This is a genomic window from Streptomyces mexicanus, assembly GCF_902506575.1.
GTDB lineage: Bacteria > Actinomycetota > Actinomycetes > Streptomycetales > Streptomycetaceae > Streptomyces > Streptomyces mexicanus.
The window spans coordinates 1,004,293-1,028,432 of the sequence record NZ_LR732544.1; the positions used below are offsets into that span (position 1 = coordinate 1,004,293).

General features: G+C 72.9%; 25 protein-coding genes and 1 pseudogene. 12 read left to right on the forward strand and 14 right to left on the reverse strand.

Annotated elements, in window-relative coordinates; genetic code table 11:
* Nucleotides 1–984, forward strand: a 984-nt coding sequence (locus tag GV126_RS04575; RefSeq protein ID WP_159662906.1) for a cation diffusion facilitator family transporter, incomplete at its 5' end; no start/stop codon positions are given.
* A 17-nt stretch (nucleotides 985–1,001) separates the two neighbouring features.
* On the opposite strand, the gene GV126_RS04580 is transcribed toward GV126_RS04575, so the two are convergent.
* On the reverse strand, nucleotides 1,002–1,556 hold the full coding sequence (locus GV126_RS04580; RefSeq protein ID WP_159662907.1) for a YbaK/EbsC family protein: 555 nt from the start codon (nucleotides 1,554–1,556) through the stop codon (nucleotides 1,002–1,004).
* Between the two features lie 43 nt (nucleotides 1,557–1,599).
* Complete coding sequence (locus tag GV126_RS04585) at nucleotides 1,600–2,220, reverse strand: helix-turn-helix domain-containing protein (protein WP_159662908.1); 621 nt, start codon at nucleotides 2,218–2,220, stop codon at nucleotides 1,600–1,602.
* A gap of 101 nt (nucleotides 2,221–2,321) precedes the next feature.
* Here GV126_RS04585 and GV126_RS04590 point away from each other — a divergent pair, with 101 nt between their 5' ends.
* Nucleotides 2,322–3,179: an EamA family transporter gene (locus GV126_RS04590; RefSeq protein WP_159662909.1), complete on the forward strand. Its 858-nt coding sequence runs from the start codon at nucleotides 2,322–2,324 to the stop codon at nucleotides 3,177–3,179.
* A gap of 121 nt (nucleotides 3,180–3,300) precedes the next feature.
* On the opposite strand, the gene GV126_RS04595 is transcribed toward GV126_RS04590, so the two are convergent.
* A complete protein-coding gene (locus GV126_RS04595) occupies nucleotides 3,301–3,666 on the reverse strand; it encodes a DUF1330 domain-containing protein (protein WP_159662911.1) in 366 nt (121 codons plus the stop codon).
* A 190-nt stretch (nucleotides 3,667–3,856) separates the two neighbouring features.
* On the opposite strand from GV126_RS04595, the gene GV126_RS04600 reads away from it, so the two are divergent.
* Nucleotides 3,857–4,210 carry an antibiotic biosynthesis monooxygenase family protein gene (locus GV126_RS04600; protein WP_159662913.1) on the forward strand — a complete coding sequence of 118 codons (354 nt, stop codon included), beginning with the start codon at nucleotides 3,857–3,859 and terminating at the stop codon, nucleotides 4,208–4,210.
* Between the two features lie 9 nt (nucleotides 4,211–4,219).
* On the opposite strand, the gene GV126_RS04605 is transcribed toward GV126_RS04600, so the two are convergent.
* Entirely contained in the window at nucleotides 4,220–5,005 is a 786-nt protein-coding gene (locus GV126_RS04605; protein ID WP_159662915.1) for an acyltransferase, read from the reverse strand.
* Between the two features lie 131 nt (nucleotides 5,006–5,136).
* Between GV126_RS04605 and GV126_RS04610 the strand changes: the two genes are divergently transcribed.
* The gene (locus GV126_RS04610; RefSeq protein WP_159662917.1) at nucleotides 5,137–5,667 is read left to right on the forward strand and encodes a gamma carbonic anhydrase family protein; all 531 of its coding nucleotides are present in this window, start codon (nucleotides 5,137–5,139) and stop codon (nucleotides 5,665–5,667) included.
* Nucleotides 5,668–5,781: 114 nt separating this feature from the next.
* On the opposite strand, the gene GV126_RS04615 is transcribed toward GV126_RS04610, so the two are convergent.
* A complete protein-coding gene (locus GV126_RS04615; RefSeq protein ID WP_159662919.1) occupies nucleotides 5,782–6,435 on the reverse strand; it encodes a DedA family protein in 654 nt (217 codons plus the stop codon).
* Between the two features lie 144 nt (nucleotides 6,436–6,579).
* A complete protein-coding gene (locus tag GV126_RS04620) occupies nucleotides 6,580–7,032 on the reverse strand; it encodes a DUF4442 domain-containing protein (protein ID WP_159662921.1) in 453 nt (150 codons plus the stop codon).
* 130 nt (nucleotides 7,033–7,162) lie between these two features.
* Here GV126_RS04620 and GV126_RS04625 point away from each other — a divergent pair, with 130 nt between their 5' ends.
* Nucleotides 7,163–8,209, forward strand: coding sequence for a DUF8017 domain-containing protein (locus GV126_RS04625; protein ID WP_159662923.1), 1,047 nt, complete (start codon nucleotides 7,163–7,165; stop codon nucleotides 8,207–8,209).
* A 41-nt stretch (nucleotides 8,210–8,250) separates the two neighbouring features.
* Here the strand turns inward: GV126_RS04625 and GV126_RS04630 are convergent, their stop codons facing one another.
* The 5 genes and pseudogenes from GV126_RS04630 to GV126_RS04650 form a co-directional block, all read right to left on the reverse strand.
* Nucleotides 8,251–9,096 carry a spermidine synthase gene (locus tag GV126_RS04630; RefSeq protein ID WP_159662925.1) on the reverse strand — a complete coding sequence of 282 codons (846 nt, stop codon included), beginning with the start codon at nucleotides 9,094–9,096 and terminating at the stop codon, nucleotides 8,251–8,253.
* An 86-nt stretch (nucleotides 9,097–9,182) separates the two neighbouring features.
* Nucleotides 9,183–10,352, reverse strand: a complete 1,170-nt coding sequence (gene tuf / locus GV126_RS04635) for an elongation factor Tu (protein WP_159662927.1) — start codon at nucleotides 10,350–10,352, stop codon at nucleotides 9,183–9,185.
* Nucleotides 10,353–10,828: 476 nt separating this feature from the next.
* Nucleotides 10,829–11,662, reverse strand: a pseudogene (locus tag GV126_RS04640) (electron transfer flavoprotein subunit alpha/FixB family protein); the annotation flags it as partial.
* Between the two features lie 63 nt (nucleotides 11,663–11,725).
* Nucleotides 11,726–12,442 (reverse strand): electron transfer flavoprotein subunit beta/FixA family protein, encoded by a 717-nt coding sequence (locus tag GV126_RS04645; RefSeq protein ID WP_159673315.1) that lies wholly within the window; start codon nucleotides 12,440–12,442, stop codon nucleotides 11,726–11,728.
* Entirely contained in the window at nucleotides 12,439–12,999 is a 561-nt protein-coding gene (locus tag GV126_RS04650) for a type 2 periplasmic-binding domain-containing protein (RefSeq protein ID WP_438947881.1), read from the reverse strand. Before GV126_RS04650 ends, GV126_RS04645 begins: the two co-directional genes overlap by 4 nt.
* 99 nt (nucleotides 13,000–13,098) lie before the next feature.
* On the opposite strand from GV126_RS04650, the gene GV126_RS04655 reads away from it, so the two are divergent.
* The 3 genes from GV126_RS04655 (at nucleotide 13,099) to GV126_RS04665 (ending at nucleotide 15,931) form a co-directional block, all read left to right on the forward strand.
* A complete protein-coding gene (locus GV126_RS04655; protein ID WP_159662929.1) occupies nucleotides 13,099–14,760 on the forward strand; it encodes a sensor histidine kinase in 1,662 nt (553 codons plus the stop codon).
* On the forward strand, nucleotides 14,757–15,470 hold the full coding sequence (locus tag GV126_RS04660; RefSeq protein ID WP_159662931.1) for a response regulator: 714 nt from the start codon (nucleotides 14,757–14,759) through the stop codon (nucleotides 15,468–15,470). The genes GV126_RS04655 and GV126_RS04660 overlap by 4 nt, the downstream gene beginning before the upstream one ends.
* A 68-nt stretch (nucleotides 15,471–15,538) precedes the next feature.
* On the forward strand, nucleotides 15,539–15,931 hold the full coding sequence (locus tag GV126_RS04665) for a group I truncated hemoglobin (protein ID WP_159662933.1): 393 nt from the start codon (nucleotides 15,539–15,541) through the stop codon (nucleotides 15,929–15,931).
* Between the two features lie 119 nt (nucleotides 15,932–16,050).
* Here the strand turns inward: GV126_RS04665 and GV126_RS04670 are convergent, their stop codons facing one another.
* Together GV126_RS04670 and GV126_RS04675 are read right to left on the reverse strand one after the other, a co-directional pair.
* Nucleotides 16,051–17,310: an MFS transporter gene (locus tag GV126_RS04670; protein ID WP_159662935.1), complete on the reverse strand. Its 1,260-nt coding sequence runs from the start codon at nucleotides 17,308–17,310 to the stop codon at nucleotides 16,051–16,053.
* A gap of 178 nt (nucleotides 17,311–17,488) precedes the next feature.
* The gene (locus GV126_RS04675; protein ID WP_159662937.1) at nucleotides 17,489–18,151 is read right to left on the reverse strand and encodes a GntR family transcriptional regulator; all 663 of its coding nucleotides are present in this window, start codon (nucleotides 18,149–18,151) and stop codon (nucleotides 17,489–17,491) included.
* Between the two features lie 221 nt (nucleotides 18,152–18,372).
* Between GV126_RS04675 and proP the strand changes: the two genes are divergently transcribed.
* On the forward strand, nucleotides 18,373–19,869 hold the full coding sequence (gene proP, locus GV126_RS04680; RefSeq protein WP_159662939.1) for a glycine betaine/L-proline transporter ProP: 1,497 nt from the start codon (nucleotides 18,373–18,375) through the stop codon (nucleotides 19,867–19,869).
* A gap of 325 nt (nucleotides 19,870–20,194) precedes the next feature.
* Nucleotides 20,195–21,040: a PI-PLC domain-containing protein gene (locus GV126_RS04685; RefSeq protein WP_236569877.1), complete on the forward strand. Its 846-nt coding sequence runs from the start codon at nucleotides 20,195–20,197 to the stop codon at nucleotides 21,038–21,040.
* A gap of 163 nt (nucleotides 21,041–21,203) precedes the next feature.
* Here GV126_RS04685 and GV126_RS04690 read toward each other — a convergent pair whose 3' ends face one another.
* Nucleotides 21,204–22,091, reverse strand: coding sequence for a LysR family transcriptional regulator ArgP (locus GV126_RS04690; RefSeq protein ID WP_201299798.1), 888 nt, complete (start codon nucleotides 22,089–22,091; stop codon nucleotides 21,204–21,206).
* Nucleotides 22,092–22,158: 67 nt separating this feature from the next.
* Between GV126_RS04690 and GV126_RS04695 the strand changes: the two genes are divergently transcribed.
* Together GV126_RS04695 and GV126_RS04700 are read left to right on the forward strand one after the other, a co-directional pair.
* Complete coding sequence (locus GV126_RS04695) at nucleotides 22,159–22,773, forward strand: LysE/ArgO family amino acid transporter (protein WP_159662943.1); 615 nt, start codon at nucleotides 22,159–22,161, stop codon at nucleotides 22,771–22,773.
* Nucleotides 22,774–22,926: 153 nt separating this feature from the next.
* The gene (locus tag GV126_RS04700; protein ID WP_159662945.1) at nucleotides 22,927–23,934 is read left to right on the forward strand and encodes a pirin family protein; all 1,008 of its coding nucleotides are present in this window, start codon (nucleotides 22,927–22,929) and stop codon (nucleotides 23,932–23,934) included.
* Nucleotides 23,935–24,140 lie beyond the last annotated feature (206 nt).

Consider the following 24,140-nt stretch of genomic DNA (forward strand, 5'->3'; position numbering starts at 1 on the left):
TCCCTCCGCCACCGCCTGGCCCACCTCCTGACCCCCCACTCCCACGAGACGGCCGACAAGCTCGACCCGGCTCTGGAGTCCTCCGCGCGCGGCCTGCGGGCGCTGTGGGTCTCCCTGGCCGTGCTCGGCGCGACCGCGCTGGCCCAAGCGCTGGTGGTGGCCGGGTCCGGTTCGGTCGCGCTGCTCGGCGACACCGTGCACAACGCGGCGGACGCGCTGACCGCCGTGCCGCTGGGGGTCGCCTTCGTCCTGGGGCGGCGGGCGGCGACCCGCCGCTTCACCTATGGCTACGGCCGCGCCGAGGACCTCGCGGGGCTGGTGGTCGTGCTGACGATCGCGGCGTCGGCGGTGTTCGCCGCCTGGGCGGCGGTGGAGCGGCTGCTCGATCCGCGCCCCGTGCAGCATCTTCCGGCGGTCGCGGCCGCGGCACTGGTGGGGTTCGTGGGCAACGAGTGGGTGGCCCGGTACCGGATCCGGGTCGGCCGGTCGATCGGCTCGGCCGCCCTGGTCGCCGACGGACTGCACGCGCGCACGGACGGCTTCACGTCACTGGCCGTGCTCCTGGGCGCCGGCGGCGCTGCCCTGGGCTGGCGGGCGGCCGACCCGGTCGTGGGGCTGGCGATCACGGCGGCCATCGCGCTGGTGCTGCGTGACGCGGCGCGCGAGGTGGTGCGGCGCATGCTGGACGCCGTGGATCCGGCCCTGGTGGACCGGGCGGAGCACGCGCTGCGCGCGGTGCCGGGTGTGCGGGAGGTGGGCGAGGTGCGGCTGCGGTGGATCGGGCACCGGCTGCGGGCCGAGGTGGCGGTCGTCGTGGACGGCGAGGCGACGGTGCGCCAGGCGCACGCGGTCGCGGTCGACGCCGAGCACGCCCTCCTGCACGCCGTGCCCCGGCTCACCGCGGCCCTGGTCCACGCCGATCCCGCCCCGCGCCCCGGCGAGAGCGACCCGCATCTGCTCCTGGCCCACCACGCCACGCGCTGATCCGGTCCCCCCGGCGGTCAGACCCCCAGGCCCTCCAGCACGACCGCGCCGGGCAGTTCGGCCAGCGCCTTGCCCGGCACCAGCAGCTTGCCGCGCCGACGGCCGCTGCCCAGCAGGACGTACGGCAGCTCGACGACCGTGGCGTCGATCAGGACCGGCCAGTCCTGCGGCAGACCGATCGGGGTGATGCCGCCGTACTCCATGCCGGTCTCCCCCGTGGCCACCTCCATGGGTGCGAACGACGCCTTGCGGGCGTCGAGCCGGCGGCGCACGACGCCGTTGACGTCGACGCGGCTGGCGGACGGCACCACGCAGGCGGCCAGGCGGGTCTCGCCGCCGCGCTTGCCCGCCACGACCACGCAGTTCGCGGACTTCTCCAGCAGGTCGCGGCCGTAGTGCTCGACGAAGGCGGCGGTGTCGGCCCACTGCGGGTCGGTCTCGACGTACAGGATCTGGTCGGCGGGGATCCCACCGCGCCAGTGGCGTACGGCGTCGGCGACCGGGCGGGTCAACTCGTCGAGGCAGTCGGGGGCGGGGGTGGCCTGGTCGAAGTCTCCAATGGGTGCACGCATGGCGGCACGGTAGCAGCGGGCAGACCACGGGCCTGACGGTGTCTCAGTGTTCGGGCGGGCCGGCCTGCGAAGGCGCGTGCGGGGTGCTCTCCCGGCGCACCGGCGGGACGGACACCGCCATCACCATGTCCATGGGCACGGTGCCGGTGTTCGCGTAGGTGTGCGCAGTATTGGACTCGAACGACGCGCTCGCGCCCTGGGGCACGCGGTACTCCGCTCCGTCGAGCAGGAGGGTCAGCTCCCCGGCCGTGACGTGGACCAGCTCCATGGTGCCGGCCGGATGCGGGTCGGAGTCGCTGCTCTCCCCGGGCATCAGGCGCCATTCCCACATCTCCAGCGGGCCCGGGGCCTCGACCCCCGCCAGCAGCCGGTTGTAGCTGCCGGCGTCGGTGTGCCAGAGCCGGACGGCCTGGTCGGCGGGCACGATGCGGACCCTCGGCGCCTGCTCGTAGTCGAGCAGCGTGGTGATGCTGACGCCGAGCGCGTCGGCGATCTTGATGACGGTGCCGAGGCTGGGGTTGGTGCGGGCCTGCTCGATCTGGATGAGCATGCCGCGGCTGACCCCCGCCCGGGCGGCGAGCGTGTCCAGGGTGAAGCCGCGCTCGGTGCGCCAGCGCTTGACGTTGCGCGCCAGGGACTGGGTCAGCAGGTCGAGGTCCGTCACGAGGAATCCAGTGGGTCCAATAGAGTGGATGACAGAGTTCACTTCACTGAACTACGGTGGGCTGCACCCGATCGTTCACCGCACTGTACTGCGAGGCCACCGTGACAGCATTCTTCGCTCTGGCGACCAGCCTGCTGTGGGGCCTGGCGGACTTCGGCGGCGGCCTGCTGACACGGCGCAACCCGGCCCTGACGGTCGTCGTGGTCTCCCAGGCGATCGCGGCGGCGGTGCTCGGCGTCATCGTGGTGGCCACCGGCGGCTGGAGCGAGGCCGGCCCGCGGCTGTGGTTCGCGTTCGCCGCGGGCCTGGTCGGTCCGGTGGCGATGCTCTGCTTCTACAAGGCCCTCGCCCTCGGCCCGATGGGCGTCGTCTCGCCGCTGGCCACGCTGAGTGTGGCCGTCCCCATCGGGGTGGGGCTGGTGCTCGGCGAGCGGCCGGGGCTGCTCCAGGTCGCCGGGATCGCGGTGGCCGTCACCGGCGTCGTCCTGGCCGGCGGCCCGCAGCTGCGGGGCGCGGCCGTGCAGCGGCGGACGATCGGGCTGACGCTGGTCGCCGCCCTCGGCTTCGGCACGGTGTTCGCGCTGATCGCGGAGGCGTCGACCACGGTCACGGGGCTGTTCCTCGCGCTGTTCGTGCAGCGCGTGACCAACGTGGTCACGGGCGGTGCCGCGCTGTACGCCTCCGCGCGGCGCGGCGGCGCGGTGCTGCCGGAGACCGGCTTCCCGTGGGCGTCGCTGCCGGCACTGGCCTTCGTCGGCCTCGCGGACGTGGCGGCCAACGGCACGTACTCCACCGCCGCGCAGCACGGCCCGGTCACCGTGGCCGCCGTCCTCGCCTCGCTCTACCCGGTGGTGACCGCGCTGGCTGCCCGCGGCTTCCTCAGCGAACGGCTGCGCGCTCTGCAGGCGGCGGGCGCGGGCCTGGCGCTGCTGGGGACCTTGCTGCTGGCGGCCGGCTGACGGACCCCGCCGACTCGGGACGGCCGACCCGCGGTGCGCCTGCTCGGGACGCCATCGCGCCCGGTCCTGCGCCGGTGTGGACGGGAGGCGGAACGATGTCCCCGGACGGCCGGCCGCCGGGTCATGCCTCGCTGTCGAGACCTGAACGCATCGCCTCGGCCCGCAGCTTCGCCGACCGCTCGCGTGGGTCGTAGCACGGTCCCACGCCCTCGATCAGCAGGACGTCCCCCTCGATGTGGTCGGTCCGAAGCCTGAGGATCTCCTGGTAGGCGGGGGACGCGTACCAGGCGCGGGCCGTGGGCAGGTCGGGGAACTCGATCAGCACCATGCTGCCGGGCCAGGTGCCCTCCAGGACCTCGGCCGGCGGGCCGTGGATGACGAAGCGTCCGTGGAAGGGGTCGAGGGTGGCCTGGATGCGCTCCAGATACTCCAGGACGTCGGGGTGATGACGACGGTCACGTAGATGCGCGAAGCCGTAAGCGGGCACGTCGGGTTCCTTCGCCGGTTCCTTCGCGTCCCCGTGCGGGACGCACGCCACGAACCTAGCCACGAGCGTGCTCGCGGGGCGATTACCGCGGAGGTAGTGACGACCGCTTCGGTCAAGAGCCCGATCCCTTGTGGATCCCGTTCGGTAAAGACGCTGGAGCATCGGGCATACGCCGCCTTACGGTGACGCCATGAGTGATCAGGCGGAAGTACCTGTCGTACCGGTCCCGGCCTTCGAACCCCCCTACTACGTGGCTGTCTTCACCACGGTGCGCACCCAGGACCAGAGCGGCTACAGCGAGACGAATGCACGCATGGAGGAGCTGGTCAAGGACGTCCCGGGGTTCCTGGGAATGGACCACGCGCAGACCCCCGGCGGTCTGGGCATCACCGTCGGGTACTTCCGCGACGCGGACGCCCTCGCCCGGTGGCGGAGCGACGCCGAGCACCAGGCGGCGCAGAAGCGGGGGCGAGCCGAGTGGTACGAGCGCTACACGCTGCATGTGGCGAGGGTGGAGCGGAGCCACGGCTTCACTCGGGCGTAGGACTCGCGCCTAGGGGCGGGAGCTTCGTGGCTCCTCGGCCCCGTCGAGTGCGGCGAGCCGGGCCGCGCCCTCCTCGTCCAGCTCGCCCAGGGCGAGCAGTTGCTCGGGCGTGACGCCGTCCGGTATCGGCACCGGGGCCGGGGTGCGCAGCGGCGGCTGCCAGCCCTCGGCGGGCGTCCAGCGGCGTACGACCCGGGCGGGCGCGCCGGCCACGACCGCGTGGTCGGGCACCTCGCCGCGGACCACCGCGCCGGCCGCGACCACCACGTTCCGCCCGATGCGCGCGCCGGGCAGGATCACCGCGCCGGTGCCGATCCAGCAGCCGGGGCCGATCCGGACCGGCTCCATGCGCGGCCACTGCTTGCCGATGGGCTGGTGCGGGTCGTCGTAGGAGTGGTTGGTGGAGGTGACGTAGACGTACGGCCCGAAGTAGCAGTCGCTGCCGATGGTGACCGTCGTGTCGGCGATGACGTGGCTGCCGCGGCCGAGGACGACGCCGTCGCCGATGCGCAGGATCGGGTCGGGGCCGAGGTCGAGGTCAGGCATCAGGCCGGCGGTCAGCGTGACCTGTTCGCCGATGATGCAGTGCGCGCCGAGGTGGATCCACGGTTCGCCGAAGACCGTGCCGAGCGGGAAGGCCAGTCTGGTACCTGTTCCCATCGCGCCGAAGCGGAACCGCCCGGGGTGCTCGGCCGTGACGGAGCCCGTGCGCTGCACCCAGGACCAGCCCGCGTGGACGGCGCGCTGCGCGAGGCGGCGCCGCCATGATGAGAACGTGTTCTTGCGCTTGGGCACCCGCAGACTGTACTCAGCCCGGCCGGCCGCGACGGGACCGGGCACCTGTGATCTTCACCCCACCGGATGACGTACGGTTCCGGATGAGGCGGTCCGGACGGGCGCCGCCGGAGACGGGAAGGCGGGACGAGATGACGCACGAGGCGCTGATCACCGGCATCGGCGGCCGGCAGCCGCGGGTGGACGAGCAGGCGTTCGTGGCGCCCACGGCCACCGTGGTCGGTGACGTGGTGCTCGGTGCGGGAGCGAGCGTCTGGTACGGCGCGGTGCTGCGCGGCGACGTGGAGAAGATCGCCGTCGGCGCGAGCAGCAACGTCCAGGACAACTGCACGCTGCACGCCGACCCCGGTTTCCCGGTCAGTGTCGGCGAGCGCGTCTCCATCGGGCACAACGCGGTGGTGCACGGCGCGACCGTCGAGGACGACTGCCTGATCGGTATGGGCGCGACGGTGCTGAACGGCGCGGTGATCGGCGCCGGGTCCCTGGTGGCCGCGCAGGCCCTGGTGCCGCAGGGGATGCGGGTGCCGCCGGGGTCCCTGGTCGCGGGGGTACCCGCGAAGGTGCGGCGCGAGCTGACGCAGGAGGAGCGCGAGGGCATCACGCTGAACGGCACGATGTACGCGGAGCTGGCGAAGGCGCACCGGGACGTCCACGGCGTGTAGGTCGCGTCCGGGCGTTCTTCGTGCTCGGACTCGCGCACGCCTTCGGGGGAGAGCGTCACCGGCCCGGACCGGTCCACTCCGGTCCGACCGGGGCCGGTGGCCGGGGCGCGGCGGTCACTCGCCGGCGGCGACCGGCTCCGGTTCCTCGGTCTCCCGGCGCGCGGCCTGCGCGTTCTTCGCCTTGCGCTTGATCACCAGCATCGAGGCCAGCCCGATCAGCACGGCTGCCACCAGGCCGAGGTAGGAGAACTTCTTCAACCAGGACTCGGCGACGACACCGACGTAGTAGATGACGGCCGTCGTCCCGCCGGCCCAGCACACGCCGCCGAGCAGGTTGGCGGTGAGGAACTTCCAGTACGGCATGTGCAGCACGCCCGCGAGCGGGCCGGCGAAGATGCGCAGCAGGGCGACGAAGCGGCCGAAGAACACCGCCCACATGCCCCACTTCTCGAAGGAGCGCTCGGCGGTGGCGACATGACCCTCGCTGAAGTGCCTGGGGAACTTCTTGCCCAGCCAGGCCAGCAGCGGTCTGCCGCCCTTGCGGCCGATGGCGTAGCCGATGGAGTCGCCCACCACGGCGCCGGCCGTCGCGCACGCGCCGAGCACGACCGGGTTGATGCCGGTGTGCTGGGAGGACATCAGGGCCGCCGACACCAGGACGATCTCGCCGGGCAGCGGGATGCCGAGGCTCTCCAGACCGATGACCAGGGCCACCACGGCGTAGACGGCGGCCGCGGGTACCGTGTCGAGCCACTCCTGGACGTGCACCGCCGGTTCCTCCCCGTTTCGCGTCCGTGCCGTTCCGGGGCGCCCTGAGGAGGCGCCCCCGGGAAGCCTACCCGTTCGGCCGTGGCGGACGGCGGGGCGAGGTGCCCGGGGGCGGGTTCGGCCCCGGGGCGGCCGACGCGTCCGTCAGCCGTTCGGGCGCAGGGTCCACACGACCGTCATCTCGCCCGTGACGTCCCCGTCTTCGCGCCGCAGGGCGATGCTCACCGGGAACTCCGGACGCGTGCCCGCCTCCAGCTCCGCGACGACGTCGGCCGCCGGGCGGCCGAGTGTGGCCGTGGCCGTGACCGGGCCCATGGCCAGCTTCCGGTAGTGGATCTCGGCGCGCACCGCGAGCGGCACCGCCCGGGAGAGCTGGTCGCCGAAGGCCGTGAGGACGATGGCGCCGCTGGCGGATTCGGCCAACGTGAACATGGCGCCGGCGTGGGGGCCGCCCACGTGGTTGTGGTACTCGGGCTGGTCCGGGAGCCGGAGCACGGCGCGTTCCGGGCTCACCTCGATGAACTCCAGGTTCAGGGTCCGCACCATCGGGACCGCAGCGGCAAGCATGTCGCCCATCGAGGCGTTGTCGACTGTCATGAGCGCGATGTTACCGACGGGTAGCACCATTGGCCACTCTCCGCGCACGTCCACCCCCGCCTGCCCTTGGTACGTCCCTGACAAGGCCCGGTGACCGAATCGTGTCCGCGGCCCCCTAGGGTTACTGCCCATGTGGCCAGGACAGCAGCCGCCCGGGGGCGAGCAGAACCCGCAGCACGACCCGCAGCACACCCCGCAGAACAACCCGTACCAGCAGCCGGGTTACCAGCAGCCGAATCCCTATCAGCAGCCGGGCTACCAGCAGCCCAACCCCTACGCCCAGCAGCAGCCCTGGGGTACTGCCGTGCCCGCGGGCACGCCGCAGCCGGCGGCCGGGGGTCCCGGTCCGGGCGGCGGCGGCAACCGGACCAAGCTCGTCGCGATCATCGCGGCGGCGGCCGTGGTGGTGGCCGCCGGCGTGACCGGTTTCCTGGTCCTGGGCGGCGACAAGGACGACAAGGCGGACGGCGCGAAGGACGGCGGGGCGAGCCCGTCGGCGTCGGCGTCGGCGACCGCGACGGCGGACCCGGACGCGTCCTCGTCGGGTGCGGAGGACAACCCGCGCGGCACCGAGACCGCCAAGCCCGAGATCGCCGGCTGGAAGGTCGTCATCAACCCCAAGTGGGGCGTGGCCTACGACGTGCCGCCGGACTGGGAGGTGCTGTCCCCCGGCATGAGCATCGGCATGGAGGACAAGGACGGCAAGCCGCTCGCGGTGATGAGCGGCGCCGCCCGGTACAAGTCGAAGTGGTGCACCTCCGACGACGACAAGGACGGCCGCACCGAGGACACCTCGCTGGCGTCGTCGGGCGTCAAGGGCGCGCGGGGCGCGAAGAACACCGACGAGGTCGCGATCAACACGGTCGGCTGGTGGGTCTACGGCGGATACACCCAGCCCGACAAGAAGAGCCTGTCGTACGACAGCAAGGCCCAGCCCTACACCACGAAGTCCGGCATCAAGGGCAGCATCGCCTGGGCCCGGTCGACGAACACGCCGCAGAAGGGCAAGTGCGCGAGCGACGGCAAGGCGATCAGCTTCGGCTTCAAGAACTCCGCCGGTGACTTCGTGTCCTGGAACCTCTACGGCGCCAAGGGCGTCAAGGACGAGGTGGCCACGGACACCATCATGAAGATCCTCAGCACCGTGCGCCTGCACGGCACCCCCAACAACGACTGACCGCGCCGCCACCGGGGACGGCAGCCGGGACGGCAGCGGGCTCAGCCGATGCCGAAGGACCCGCCCGGCGGTTCGGGCGACGGCACGGCGTCCTCGTCCCGCACGGGGACGGCGTCACCGGTGAACCGCCGCAGCGCCGCGCCGTGTTCGACGCGGGCGGGGAAGACGTCGGCCGCGGTCAGCCGGGCCAGGGCCGCGGTGTCGACAGGCCGGTGCGCGGCGATCAGCACCGCGTTGCCGAACCGGCGGCCGCGCAGCACCCCCGGCTCGGCGATCACCGCCAGCTGCTCGAACAGCTCGGCGAAGGTGGCGAGTTGGGAGCGCAGGAAGGCGAACGGCGCGGCGTCGGGGAGGTTGGCGAGGTAGACGCCGCCGGCCCGCAGCACCCGCTCCGCCTCGCGGGCGTAGGCGAGCGAGGTGAGATGGGCCGGAACCCGGGAGCCGCCGAAGACGTCGGCGATCAGCACGTCCGCCGAGTCGTCGGGGGCCTGCCGCAGCCAGGCACGGGCGTCGGCGGTGTGCAGCGTGATCCGGCACTCCTCCGGCAGCGGCAGGTGGTCGACGACCAGCTCGAGCAGGGCCCGGTCGGCCTCGACGACGTCCTGCCGGGAGCCGGGGCGGGTCGCCGCCACGTACCGGGGCAGGGTGAGCGCGCCGCCGCCCAGGTGCAGCACGTCCAGCGGACGGCCCGGCTCGGCGAGCGTGTCCAGGACGTGCCCGAGCCGGCGCGCGTACTCGAACTCCAGGTGGGTGGGCGCGTCGAGGTCGACGTACGACTGCGGCGCGCCGTCCACCGTCAGCAGCCAGGCCCGCGCGCGGTCGACGTCGGGCATCAGCTTGGCAATCCCGTGGTCCACGGCACGGGTCACGGGTATCGGCTCGGTCACGGATCCATTGTGCCGCCGGGCCGCGCGGGGGTGGTGCGGCAGGTGGTCCCGCTCTGCTGCCGCACCGCCCCGTGCGCGCGGCGCCCTCAGTCCACGGCGGTCACCGTGCCGGCGCCGACGGTCCGCCCGCCCTCACGGATCGCGAACCCCAGGCCCGGCTCCAGGGGCACCGGGCGGCCCAGCTCCACCGTCATCGTCACCGTCTCCCCGGGCCGGGCGACGGCCGCCTCGCCGAGGTCGACGTCGCCGACCACGTCCGCGGTGCGGATGTAGAACTGCGGGCGGTAGCCGCTGGACAGCGGTGTCCTGCGGCCGCCCTCGCGCGCCGAGAGCACGTACACCCGCGCGGTGAAGCGCCGCCGGGGCGCCACGCTGCCGGGCGCCGCGACGACGTGGCCGCGGCGGACCGCGTCGCGCGGCACCCCGCGCAGCAGCAGCGCCACGTTGTCCCCGGCCTGCGCCTCCCGCATCGGCTTGCCGAACGTCTCCAGGCCGGTGACCACCGTCTCCGTCCCGGCGCCGAGCACCTCGACCCGGTCGCCGACGCGGACCGTGCCGCGCTCGACGGCGCCGGTGACGACCGTGCCGCGGCCGGTGATGGTCAGCACGTTCTCCACCGGGAGCAGGAACGGGGCGTCCAGGTACCGCTCCGGCATGGGCACGTAGGTGTCCACCGCGTCCAGCAGCGCCTCGATGGACGCCGTCCACCGCGGGTCGCCCTCCAGCGCCCGCAGCCCCGAGACCCGCACGACGGGGACCGAGTCGCCGGGGTAGCCCTGCCGGGTGAGCAGGTCGCGGACCTCCAGCTCGACCAGGTCGATCAGTTCCTCGTCGCCGGCGTCGGCCTTGTTGAGGGCGACGACGATGTGGTCCACGCCCACCTGGCGGGCGAGCAGCACGTGCTCGGTGGTCTGCGGCATGATCCCGTCCAGCGCGGAGACGACGAGGATCGCCCCGTCGAGCTGCGCGGCGCCGGTGACCATGTTCTTGACGTAGTCGGCGTGGCCCGGCATGTCCACGTGCGCGTAGTGGCGGGTGTCGGTCTCGTACTCGACGTGCGCGATGTTGATGGTGATGCCGCGCGCGGCCTCCTCCGGCGCCCGGTCGATGCGGTCGAACGGCACGAACGTGCCGCCCCCGCGCTCGGCGAGCACCTTGGTGATGGCGGCGGTCAACGTGGTCTTGCCGTGGTCGACATGGCCCATCGTGCCGATGTTCAGGTGCGGCTTGGTGCGTACGTACGCGGTCTTGGACATGGCGGTACCTCGAAGCCTGGTGAGGAGTGCTGCGGGACCCCGGAGAAGACACCGACCCTCCCCCTGCGGGGTCCGCCGGACGATCCGGGGAGGGTCAGCTTCGGGCGCCGTCGACCGCGGCCACGAGGATCAGGACGGCAGCCTTCGGGGCATCCGCGACCGCGGATGCTGCGAGAAGGAAGGCGTGCCGGAACATGACGTCGATCATCGCCGGTGTCCCGCCGCACGTCGAACGATTTTCTCCCGCACCGGCGCAGCACGGCGCGAAGTTGACAGCGGGTCAGCCAGAGGGGCACTGAGGCGATCACGGCCGTCCGTCGGTTAGTGTCACCAGATGTTCGATGCCACCGACCGCTCTGGGGGCACCGCCACGGCCTCTGACCGGGCCCACGCCACGGAGCCCGCCGCCTACGTCGTCGCCGGCGCCCGCGCCACCGCGCCGACCTCGCCGGCGTTCCTCGTCGCGGCGGCCTGCATGAGGTCTGCATGCCGGCGCGGTGCTGGATGGCGCCGGAGATGCCGTTGGCGATGTACAGCTGCGGCGAGACGGACTTGCCGGTCTGGCCGACCTGGTTGGTGTGCGGGTACCAGCCGGCGTCCACCGCGGCGCGCGAGGCACCGACGGCCGCGCCGAGGGAGTCGGCGAGGGCCTCGATGATCGAGAAGTTCTCCGCGCCGTTGACGCCACGGCCGCCGGAGACCACGATCGCGGCCTCGGTCAGCTCCGGGCGGCCCGTCGACTCACGCGGCGTGCGGCCGGTGATCTTCGTGCCGGTGGCCTGCTCGGAGAACGTGACGTTCAGGGACTCCACCGCACCGGCGGCCGGGGCGGCCTCGACGGCGGCGCTGTTCGGCTTGACCGTGATGACCGGAGTGCCCTTGGAGACACGGGACTTGGTGGTGTACGAGGCGGCGAACACCGACTGCGTGGCCACCGGACCCTCGGCGCCGGCCTGAAGGTCGACGGCGTCGGTGATGATGCCCGAGCCGATGCGCAGCGCCAGACGGGCGGCGATCTCCTTGCCCTCGGCGGAGGAGGGCACCAGCACGGCGGCCGGGGAGACCTGCTCGTGGGCGGCCTGCAGCGCGTCCACCTTCGGCACCACCAGGTACTCGGCGTACTCCGGGGCGTCGTGGGTGAGGACCTTCACCGCGCCGTGCTCGGCGAGGGTGGCGGCGGTGTCGGCCGCACCGTTGCCGAGGGCGACGGCGACCGGCTCGCCGAGGCGGCGGGCCAGGGTCAGCAGCTCCAGGGTGGGCTTGCGGACGGCACCGTCCACGTGGTCGACGTAGACGAGGACTTCAGCCATGGGACTTCTTCTCTCCTGCTTGCGAAGGATGCGGGGCGGACCAGCGACTGCGGGACCAGAGGCTCAGATGAACTTCTGGCTCGCGAGGAACTCGGCGAGCTGCTTGCCGCCCTCGCCCTCGTCCTTGACGATCGTGCCCGCGGTGCGCGCCGGACGCTCGGCCGCCGACTCGACCACGGTGTAGGCGTTCTCCAGACCGACCTCGTCGGCCTCGATGTCCAGGTCGGACAGGTCCCAGGACTGAACCGGCTTCTTCTTCGCCGCCATGATGCCCTTGAACGACGGGTAACGCGCCTCGCCCGACTGGTCCGTCACCGACACCACCGCCGGCAGCGAGGCCTGGAGCTGCTCGGACGCCACATCCCCGTCCCGGCGGCCCTTGACGATCCCGTCCTCGACCGAGACCTCGGACAGCAGGGTCACCTGCGGCACGCCCAGCCGCTCGGCCAGCAGCGCCGGGACGACGCCCATGGTGCCGTCGGTGGAGGCCATACCGGAGATCACCAGGTCGTAGCCGGCCTTCTCGATCGCCTTGGCCAGCACCAGGGAGGTGCCGATCGCGTCGGTGCCGTGCAGGTCGTCGTCCTCGACGTGGATCGCCTTGTCCGCGCCCATCGACAGGGCCTTGCGCAGCGCGTCCTTGGCGTCCTCCGGGCCCACCGTCAGCACGGTGACCTCGACGTCGTCGTCGGAGTTCTCCGCGATCTGCAGCGCCTGCTCGACCGCGTACTCGTCCAGCTCGGAGAGCAGACCGTCCACGTCGTCCCGGTCGACGGTCAGGTCATCGGCGAAGTGCCGGTCGCCCGGGGCGGCGGGCGGTCCGGGCGCCCCGGGGCCGACCCCCCGCCCCCCGGCGGGGGCCGGGGCCGGGCGGGCCCCGCCGAGACCAGATCCCCGATGGTGCGGTACGGCGAGTCCGCACGCACCACGACCGCCTCGGCCTCCTCCACCAGACGGGCCAGCGGTGTGGTCTGCGTACCGGTCACCCGGGCCCCCACGACGTGGGAGGCGCCGAGGACACCCAGACCCATCTGCAGCGCCAGCCGGCCGTTGCCGCGCTCGTCGACGAGGCGCTGCAACCCCACGGTGCCCCCGGCGCCGGGCAGGTTGAACACCTCCACACCCGGGGCGGCCCCCGTCTCCTGCAGGACGCGGGCCACGGTCCGGGCGGCGGTGTCGTAGCCGCCGCCGGGTGTGTTGGGCACCATGATCCGCAGGCCGTCGTCCCCGGCCCGCGTCCCCGCACCCGGCCACACCCCGCACCCGGCCACGAACAGCACGAGCGGCGCGAGCAGGGCGACGAAGGTGCCGGAGCGCCTGTGGGACCGACCTCTCACGGCACCTCCCTTTCGTTCCCCGCGCGACGGACGTCATGATTGTGCGGCCTGGTCGCCCCTTCGCCCCAGGTTGTGTCAGCAGGAGAGATTGAGTTCGTTGTGGTCACCGTGTTCCGCCGCCATAGCCTCGCGGGTGAGATGCTGGTGCTCCAGCTCGGCATCGTGGTGGTGGTCCTGTTGGGGGTCGCGGCGGTCTCGCTCGCACAGTCGGAGGCCACCTTCAACCGGGTGGAGGGCCGGCGCGTGAGCGCGCTGGCCGAGCAACTGGCCGCGCAGCCCCTGGTCCGCAGCCGTCTGGTGCGGCCCGAGCCCGAGGAGGCGCTGGCCCCGCTGGTGCACTCCACACGTGTCCAGTCCGGCGTGACCTCGGTCACCGTCGCCGATCGCGAGGGGCGGGTGCTCAGCTCCACCAACCCCACCGTGATCGGGGAGCGGCTGCCGCTGGGCGGGGGAGTGGACGCGGGCCGCGGCTGGTCGGGCGCCCTGCGCTGGGACGGCAACCGGGAACTGGTGGCGCAGGTGCCGGTCCTCGGCGCGAGCGGCGACGACGTGGGACGGGTGCTCGGCACGGTGATGGTCGGCGAGGCGTCCCCGACCGTCCGGCAGCGCCTCGGCGGCGCCTCCTCCTACCTGCTCGTCTACCTCGGCATCGCCAGCGTGCTCGGCGTCGCCGGCTCCTGGCTGCTGGCCCGCCGCATCAAACGCCAGACCCTGGGCCTGGAACCACGGGAGATCACCGGGCTGGCCGAGCACCGGGAGGCGATGCTGCACGGCATCGCCGAGGGCGTCGTCGCTCTGGACCCGCAGCACCGTGTCACCCTCGTCAACGACGTGGGACGGCGCCTGCTCGACCTGCCCGAGGACTGTGTCGGCCGCGACCTCGCGGAACTCGGCATCGACGGCCGGCTGCGTGACGTGCTGTCGGGTGCGCCCGGGCGGACGGGCGCCCTGGCCGGCAGGCAGGACGAGGTCGTCATCCGCGGCGGCCGGGTGCTGGTGATGAACCGGATGGCCGTCGTCAAGGACGGCCGGCTGCTCGGCTCCGTCACCACGCTGCGGGACCGCACCGAACTCGCCGACCTGGAACGGGAGATCGGGTCCTTCCGCAGCACCTCCGAACTCCTGCGGGCCCAGGCCCACGAGTTCGCCAACCAGTTGCACACCATCTCCGGGCTGATCCGGATCGGGGCCCAGGACGAGGTCGTCGGCTACATCCGTGCGCTGAACCGGCGCCGCCAGTCGCTCGACCTGACCATCGGCCGCCGGGTGCGCGACAGCGCCGTGGCCGCCCTGCTGATGGCCAAGGCGTCCCAGGCCGCGGAACGCAAGGTCGCGCTGCGCGTGTCGGACCGCACCAGCCTCGACCGGCTGGCGCCGGACGACGCGGCCGACGTGGCCACCGTCATCGGCAACCTCGTCGACAACGCCATCGACGCCGCCACGTCCGCCGGCCCGGCCGCCGGCGAGGAGGCCTGGGTGGAGGTCGAGTTGCGGCAGGGCGCGCAGAGCCTGGAGATCGTGGTGCGCGACTCCGGTCCGGGCGTCGCCCCCGAGCTGGCCCAGGAGGTCTTCGCCCACGGCTTCACCACCAAGGCGGCCGAGGGCGGCGAGCGCGGCATCGGCCTGGCCCTGACCCGGCTCGTCTGCGAACGCCGCGGCGGGGAGATCGCCGTGACCAACACCCGCCAGGGCGCGATGTTCACCGCCCGGATGTCCTTGCGACGTCCGGTGGGCGCGGTGAGCGAAGGAGGGAAGCGATGAGCGAACCGGCCGGCACCATCGACGTGCTCGTGGTGGACGACGACTTCATGGTGGCCCGGGTGCACCGCACCTTCGTCGAGCGGGTCGCTCCGTTCCGGGTGGTCGGCACCGCCCACACCGGCGCCCAGGCCGTCGCGGCCGTCGACGAGCTGCGCCCCGACCTGGTCCTGCTCGACCTGTACCTGCCGGACGTGTTCGGCCTGGACGTGATCCCGCGGCTGCGCACCGCCGGGCACGACTGCGACGTGATGGTCATCAGCGCCGCCCGGGAAGCCGACGCGGTGCGCGGCGCGGTCCGCCACGGCGTGGTCGACTACCTGCTCAAGCCCTTCGACCAGGAGGACCTGCACCCGCGCCTGGAGCGCTACGCCACCCGCCGCGGCCGCCTGCTGAGTGCGACGGTGCGCGGGCAGGCGGACGTCGACCGCGTCCTGGCCGGGGCGTTCGCGCCCTCGGCGGGCAGCACCCTGCCGAAGGGACTGAGCGTGGAGACGGCCGAGTTGATCGAACGGGTCCTGCGGGACGCGGACGGCACGGTGTCCGCCGCCGAGGCCGCGGCCGCCCCGGGCGTCCCCCGGGTCAGCGCCCGCCGCTACCTGGAGCACTTCCACACCACCGGCCACGCCGACGTCTCGCTCCGCTACGGCACGGCCGGCCGCCCCGAGCGCCGCTACAGCTGGCGCGGACGGCCGACCGGCCACGCCCGGTGAGGGAGTCGTGACAGCCGGGCAACCGCCCGCTCACCGCGCCGCAACGGCGCACCTCCACGCTGGTCGGCATGTCTGATCTCGCCTCCACCGCGGCACACCCGTCCGCACCGAGCCTCTACGACCAGCTCGGCGGGGAACCCGCGATCGCCACGGTCGTCGACATCTTCTACGACAAGGTCCTCGGCGACCCCGCCCTCGCGGCGTACTTCACCGGAGTGGACCTGGACCGGCTCAAGCGCCACCAGCGACGCTTCATCGCTCAGGCCCTCGGCGCCGCCCGCCCCTACACCGGCCGCTCCCTGCGCACGGCACACGAGCACCTGTCGATCACCGAGGACGCCTTCGGTCGCGTCGTGGAGCACTTGGCCGCCTCACTGGCCGAGGCCGGGGCGGACGAGAGCACGATCGGCACCGTCGCGGGGATCCTCACGCCCCTGCGCGAACACATCGTCACCGCCTGAGCTCTGCACCGCACGCCGGGTGCCGGGCACGCGCCGGGTGCGGGCCCGGCACCCGGCGCCTGGCCGCGGCGCAGGACCGGCACCTCGGTGCCGGCGGCGCGCGGACCGGCAACCCGGCGTCAGCGGCGCACCGGCCCGGTGGGTACCTCGGCGCGTGTGCCGCGCACGACCAGCGCCAGGCAGCACAGGGCGACCAGCGCGACCGCGGAGAGCATCACGGGGTACGACAGCCAGTGCGACAGCGTGGCCAGCACGGTGGGCAGCAGGAACCCGGAGTAGGCCAACGCGTAGTAGAGGCCCGTCAGTCCGGCCAGGTCCTCCGCGCCCGCCATGCGCTGTATCTCCAGCAGCCCGGAGACCACCGCGATCCCGTAGGCCGCGCCCAGGGCGACCGCGGCCACCGCCGCCAGCCACGGCGAGCCGAGCGCGGCGTTCACCGCGCACAGCACCGCGCCCAGCAGCATCACCGCCATCGCCACCACGGAAGCGCGTCCCTGCCCGGGGCCCGCCGTGCGCTGCAACCGCTTGGCCACCGGCTGCACGGCCGCTCCGGTCCCCAGGGTCAGCACCGTCAGCGCGGTCGCGTACGCCAGGCCCCAGTGGCCCACCCGCGTCTGCACCAGTTGCGGCATCACCGCGTACGCCAGTCCCGCCCCGCCGAACACCCACGGCGCCATCGGCAGCACCACGAGCCGGAACCTGCGGCGCGCGGACCGGGGCACACGCAGATCGTCTGCCAGGCCCGACAGCAGCCCCCGGCCCGGGACGGTCGTGCCTGCGGCCCGGGTCTCCGGCACCCGCAGCAGCACCGCCGGCACCGCGGCGGCGATGAGGAGGTGCACCACGTAGGGGGTGACCATGGGCCACGGCCCCCACTGGGCCAGCGCGCCCGCGACCCCCGCGCCCAGCGCGAACCCCGCCGTCTGGCACAGCGCCGCGCGGCGAGCGGCCAGCCCGCTGTCGGCGCCGGTGGACAGCTCCTTGACCCAGCTGCTGCCCACGGACATGGCGATGCCCACCGCGACACCCGTGATCAGCCTGCCCGCGTAGATCGCCCAGGCGCCGCTCGCACCGAAGCCCAGCACGAGGCTGGCGACCGCGGAGGCCACGGTCCCGGCCACCAGGACCGGCCGGCGGCCCCGCCGGTCCGAGACCGGCCCGGCGAGCAGCAGCCCGGGCACCAGGCCGATGACATAGGCGCCGAGAAAGGCGTCCACGCTGAGCGCCGAGTAGCCGCCGAGCCGGCGGTACATCAGCAACAGGGGGGTGAACTGGTTGCCGCCCCAGCCGCAGACGAACATCGCTGCGGCGACGGGGCGCCACGCACCCGACCGGGGCACGAGGGCGGGCGGCTCGAGGACCCGCTGGGTTTCGGGCATGGTGAGGGGAAGTTCCTTGCTGGAGACGTACTGGGCTTGCGGGAGACGTACTGGGTGGGAGAGGTGTGCCGGACCTGGCGTGAGCGGTACGACGGTCCCGGTGTCAGCGAGTGACGGTCCGGATGTGAGCGGGTGACGGCGGCGCGCGGCGCGGGCGACGGTGGCGCCGGCGGTCGGGTCAGCGGCCGCCGGTGGCTGTGCCGGGCGAACCGTGGGTCGCGGCGAGGTGCGTCCGCAACGCCTGTGAGAACGCCGCCGCGTCCCCGGCCACCAGGTGGGCGAGCAGCCCCTCGTGCTCATCGGCCAGCACATGCAGCCGATGGGGCCGGGGCGAGAGCGCGGAGATGCTCATCCGCCGCTGCCGGTCGCCGAGGGTGGCGTAGAAACGGCCGGCCAGACGGTTCCCCGAGGTCTCGACGATGCCCCGGTAGAACGCCTCGTCCGCCGCCGCGAAGGCGTCGACGTCACCGGCGTGCGCCAGTTCGCGCTGGCGTGCGATCAACTCCCGCAGACGCGCCGCGGCCTCGGCCGCGAGACCGTCCCGGGCGATGCGCTCGGCGGCGGACCGCTCCAGGGCCTGCCGCAGTTCCAGCACGTCGGCGGCCTCGCCCGCGGGCACCGGGACCACCACGGCCCCGCGCTTGGGGTGCAGGGCGAGCAGTTCCTCGGACTCCAGGCGCAGGAACGCCTCACGGACCGGCGTACGGCTCACCTGCACCCGCTCGGCGATCTCGCCCTCGCTGATCAGCGTGCCGGGGGCCAGTTCTCCGCTGAGGATCAGCTCCTTGGTGAGGGCGTACACCGTCTGCGCGGCTGACGCGCGCTGCGCTTTTTCGACCACGCTCCGACCCTAGCACCATAGCTACAAGCTTGTGTCTATGAACCTTGTGTGTGGCTGACGGCGCCCCGCACCCGCCGTGAATGTGGCGCAGGTCTCACCGAACAGTCCCCGGTCGTCACCCTGTGTGTCGGCGCGGGTGCCGCGCGAAGGGGTTCGTTTGAGCGCGCGAGAACTGTGCAGGTGTTCTGCTTGTTAATACGTCCGTCGAAAGGAACACCGTCATGGCGGCGACCGACAACGACGAGTCGGTGGATCCCGCCGCGGTCAGACGCCACCGGGTGCTCTTCCGCGCGATCGAGAAGCGACGCCACCCGAAGCTGCGCCGCAGCGACATCACCGTCACCGACGAGGCGGCGGTGAAACGTGCCACGAAGGCCGCCGCGCTCGGCAACGCGATGGAGTGGTACGACTTCGGGATCTACAGCTATCTCGCCTCCACCCTCGGGAAGGTCTTCTTCCCTTCGGGGAGCGACACAGCCCAGTTGCTCAGCTCCTTCGCGACGTTCGCCGTCGCGTTCCTGGTGCGTCCCGTGGGCGGCATGGTCTTCGGCCCGCTGGGCGACAAGGTCGGCCGCAAGCGCATCCTGTCCCTCACCATGATCATGATGGCGGTGGGGACCTTCGCCATCGGTGTCATCCCCTCGCACGCCACGATCGGCCTGTGGGCCCCGGTCCTGCTGATCTTCTTCCGGCTGGTGCAGGGCTTCTCGACCGGCGGGGAGTACGGGGGCGCCTCGACCTTCATCGCGGAGTACGCACCCGACAAGCGGCGCGGCTACTTCGGCAGCTTCCTGGAGTTCGGCACGCTCGCCGGATACGTCGGGGCCTCCGGACTGGTGGTCCTCCTCAACAGCGTCCTCGGCGAGGACCAGATGCTGCACTGGGGCTGGCGCGTCCCCTTCCTGGTCGCGGCCCCGCTCGGCTTCATCGGCCTGTACCTGCGGCTGAAGCTGGACGAGACGCCGGCCTTCCAGAAACTGGAGGGCGGGCAGGTCAAGGCGACCGAGGCCGCCGACGCCGTGGAGACCTCGGCCACCGCCGACCTCGGCAAGATCTTCACCCGCTACTGGCGGCCGCTGGTGCTGTGCCTCGCGCTGGTCGCGGCGTACAACATCAACGACTACATGCTGCTGTCGTACATGCCGACCTACCTGTCCGACGAACTCGGCTACGGGACCAACCACGGCCTGCTGATCCTGCTGATCGTGATGGTGGTGCAGATGTGCCTCATCAACTGGGTCGGCCGGCTCTCGGACCGCTTCGGACGCAAGCCCCTGCTGATGACGGGGATGCTCGGCTTCTTCTTTCTCTCCGTGCCGTCCTTCCTCCTCATCCGCCAGGGCAACGTCGTCCTCATCGCCCTGGGCCTGCTCCTGATGGGCCTGTCCCTGCTGACGATGCTCGGCACGATGTCGGCGACGCTTCCGGCGCTCTTCCCCACCCAGGTCCGCTACGGCTCCCTCTCGGTCGGGTACAACCTGGCCACCTCGCTCTTCGGCGGCACGACACCTCTGGTGATCACCGCGCTGATCAGCGCCTACGGCACCAACCTCATGCCGGCCTACTACGCGACGGCCGCCGCGGTGATCGGTGTCGTCGCCGTCCTGTGCATGCGGGAGACCGCCAACAAGCCCCTGGCCGGCTCCCCGCCCTCCGTGGAATCGGAGGAGGAGGCCACCGAACTCATCCAGGCGCAGAGCCCCCAGCCGCGGTTCTGACCTGAGCGCGGTTCGGGTCCGGACGACCGCTGCCACCGGCCGTGCGGCGCCGCCTTGACGCGCCGCTTCCGCAGTGCCGTCCGGCCGCCGCCGCGGCGCCTTCGGGTGCGGGAGCCTCTGGCCGAACGGCCGGTGGCGGCTCCGTGCCCGGGCCTGCGGCGGCCGGCTCCACGCGCGGGCCTGCGGGGGCCGGCCCCACGCCTGGGCCTGCGGGGCCGCCCGCGGACCAAAAAAGCCCTTAACACCTCATCGGCTCGCCTCGTACGCTCCGCCGGTCACAGGCGCGCACCCGCGCGCGAGGAGCGACACGAGGTGAGAGATGCTGATGCCGCGTACATGGGGGGTGGCCGCCGCTTCGGCGGCGTTGCTGTTCGGCACCGTGCAGGCCGGCACGGCGCAGGCGAGCGGCGCCGGTGCGGTGGGTACGGAGGCATTGCCTCTCTGCCCGACGGTTTTCGGCCATGGCGGTTATCCCACGGGGCCCAGCCCCTGGGAACGCGACCAGATCCGCCAGCCGAACAACCCCAAGGCCCTGGCCCCGCAGAAGAGCTGGGGAGCCGGGGGAGTGGAGGCCGACCTCCAGCTGACCAAGGACGGCACCAAAGGCGTGATGTGGCACAACACCACGACCAACGGGCTGACCGGCACCCGCGCGCCGATCACGGAACTGTGGTGGGCGACCGGCGCCGACCAGCTCAAAGGCCGCACCATCACCCGCGGCCCGTACACCGGGGAGACCGTCTACACCTTCCGTCAGTGGCTCGACAGCGCCGGATCCCTGAACCTCGTAGCGCTGGTGGAACTCAAGGGCGAGGCCAAGCAGTCACTGCTGAACAGTGACTCGGCCATCCGGGAAAGAGCGTGGAACGAGGTCATCGCGCCCATCTCCGAACGCACAGCGTCCCAGCGGATCATGATCTACACGCATGACGCCGATCTGAAGCCGGAACTCGACAGGCGCATCAAAGCGGCCGGACTAGCCGCCACGCTCACCGGCCACCCCAGTTGGGTGGACAGCGTCGACTGGGAGGAACCGCCCCCGGCGGCATCCGGTAACTACGCCTCCTGGCAGGCGGCGCTGACACGTCTGGGCTCCACCACGGCCTCGGTCCCGATGGCCACCTCCTGGACCAAGGACTTCACCACCTGGCTGAAGGGCAAGTGCGTCTGACGTCCGGCACCCGCGCGGGGCGGGGCCCGGCGCCCTCGCCGGCCCCCGCCCCGCGGCACCTCTCACCTGAGGACGCGCAGGCGTCGCCGCCCCGGTCGATGCCGTGCCGCTGCTTCGGCGCCCTCCGGCCGGCCGGACACCCCCCGGCACGCGGCCCTTAGGATCAGCGCCGCAACGCCTCGGCCGCGGTCGCCGCGACGGCGTCGGCCAGCGCCGTCAGCGCCGGCGAGTCGAGCTTCCACTGCTGCCAGTACAGGGTCACGTCCGCCCACTGTCCGGCCGCCAGCAGGACCAGCCGGCCCGCCGCCAGCAGCGGCTCCGCCTGCGCCTCGGGGACCATGCCCCACCCGAGTCCCGCCGCGACCGCGTCCAGGAAACCCCCCGACGTGGGGACGTAGTGCCGGTGCGGGGAGGCGGCGGCCCCGCCGCCCAGCCGGCGCACGAAGCCGTCCTGGAAGTCGTCCTTGCGGTCGAAGGCCACGACGGGAGCCGCGGCCAACGCCTCCGGGAGCGGCCCCGCCGACAGGCCCGCCGCGCGGTCCGGCGCCGCCACCGGCAGATACCGCATCCGGCCGAGCGGGCGGACCGTGCAGCCGGGCACCGGGTCGGCGGAGGAGGTCACCGCCGCCATGACCAGGCCCTCGCGCAGCAGGGCCGCCGTATGGTCCTCGTCCTCCCGGTGCAGTTCGAAGCACAGCCCGGGGACCCGGGTCAGCGCCGGCAGGAACCAGGTGGCCAACGAGTCCGCGTTCACCGCGACCGACACCCGGGTGGGCTCCCCGGCGCCGCTCAGCCCCAGCTCGCCCCACGCGTCCTGCTCCAGCCGGGCGAGCTGCCGGGCGAACCGCACGAGCACCGCGCCGGACTCCGTGGGCCGCACCGGTTTGGTGCGCTGCAGCAGCACACGGCCGGTGCGCTGCTCCAGCGCCTTGATCCGCTGGCTCACGGCCGACGGTGTCACGTGCAGCGCCGCGGCCGCCGCGTCGAACGTGCCCTCGTCGACCGCGGCGAGCAGGGTCCGGACCTGGTCAACGGGAAGCTCGGCCATCACGACGGCTAAGGATACGTAAGAAACTTCAGCTGTACTTGCCCTTCGTCGCCTGGCTACGGTCGACGCCATGAACCAGGCCCTGACCGCCGTCGCCGCCGGATTCGGCACCGGACTGTCCCTGATCGTCGCCATCGGCGCCCAGAACGCCTTCGTCCTGCGCCAAGGGGTGCGGCGGGACGCCGTGCTCGCCGTCGTCGGCATCTGCGCGCTGTCCGACGCGGTGCTCATCGCGCTGGGCGTCGGCGGGGTCGGGGCGGTCGTCGTGGCGTGGCCGGGCGCGCTGCGGGCGGTCGGGCTCGTCGGCGGCGCCTTCCTGCTCTGCTACGGCGCCCTGGCCGCCCGGCGCGTCCTCAGGCCCGGCACGGGGCTGCGGACCGAGGGCGAAGCCGTGGGCTCCCGCCGTCGCGCGGTGCTCACCTGCCTGGCGATGACCTGGCTCAACCCGCACGTCTACCTGGACACCGTGTTCCTGTTGGGCTCCCTCGCCGCCGGCCGGGGCCCGCTGCGCTGGACCTTCGGTCTCGGCGCGGCGCTCGCCAGCGTGTGCTGGTTCGCGGCGCTCGGCTTCGGCGCGCGCCTGCTCGGCCGCTTCCTCGCCCGACCCGCGGCCTGGCGGGTACTGGACGGCCTGGTCGCCGTCACGATGCTGGCCCTGGGCGCCACGCTCGTGGCCGGGGCCTGAGAGAGCCGGCAGGACAGCGCCGGCCGCGACCACCGTGTCGGGTCATCGCCGCGCACGGCCGTCGCTTTCGTACGGCCGTCGCCCGGTCCCTGGCCTATGATCGGCGTATTGAAGTTGAAAACCGAACGTCCTGTGCGTGGGAAGGCCGACGCCATGAGCAACACCGAAGTGCATCCCGCCGAGCTGAGGTGTGGCGGAGGGCTCGACGCCGCACGCCCCCCGGCCGTCGAGGTGCTCACGGCCCGCGACGTGCCGCTCGGCGGCCCCCGGGCGATGACGGTACGCCGGACGCTGCCCCAGCGGGCCCGGACGCTGATCGGTGCCTGGTGCTTCGCCGACCACTACGGCCCCGACGACGTGGCCGCGACGGGCGGCATGGACGTCGCACCGCACCCGCACACCGGGCTGCAGACGGTGAGCTGGCTGTTCAGCGGGGAGATCGAACACCGCGACAGCCTGGGCAGCCATGCCTTCGTCCGGCCCGGCGAACTCAACCTCATGACGGGCGGCCTCGGGATCTGCCACTCGGAGGTGTCGACACCCACCACGACGATCCTGCACGGCGTGCAGCTGTGGGTGGCGCTGCCCGGCGAACACCGGAACACCGCGCGGGACTTCCAGCACTCCGCACCCGCCCCGGTGCCGCTGGACGGCGGCCGCGCCCTGGTCTTCCTCGGCACACTCGCCGGCGACACCTCCCCCGTGCGCACCTTCACCCCCCTGCTCGGCGCCGAGCTGTCCGTGGACCCGGGCGCGACGGTCACCCTCGACATCGACCCGGCCTTCGAGCACGGACTCCTCGTCGACACCGGTGACGTCCGCCTGGAGGACACCGCCCTGCGTCCGGCGGACCTCGGCTACCTCGCCCCCGGCCGCACCGCGCTCACCGTCGCCAACCCAGGGCCCGACCGCGCACGGCTGGTGCTGCTCGGCGGACCTCCGTTCGAGGAGGAGATCGTCATGTGGTGGAACTTCATCGGACGGTCACACGACGAGATCGCACAGGCCCGCGAGGACTGGATGAAGGGCACCCGTTTCGGCGAGGTGCGGGGCTACGACGGCGCTCCGCTGCCCGCGCCAGAGCTGCCGAACACACCGTTGAAGCCCCGAGGAAGCAAGCGTGACCTGCGAGAACAGGGGCCGTCTGCCAAGAAGCCGTGATTGTTTTGCGCCTGCCGGGCAACGTGGGAATCCCGCCGGGTCTGTGTACGGCACCAGCCCCACCCATGCCTGTGAAGCTGTCTGTGATGTCCAACGCATGGGCATCTGCAGGCAGCTTCAGCCGTACCAATGCTGATCACTGAACTTTAAGGAACAGACCGCTACCTGTGTGGACCGCCCTGCCGATCCGCTCCCCGCCCCCGGGC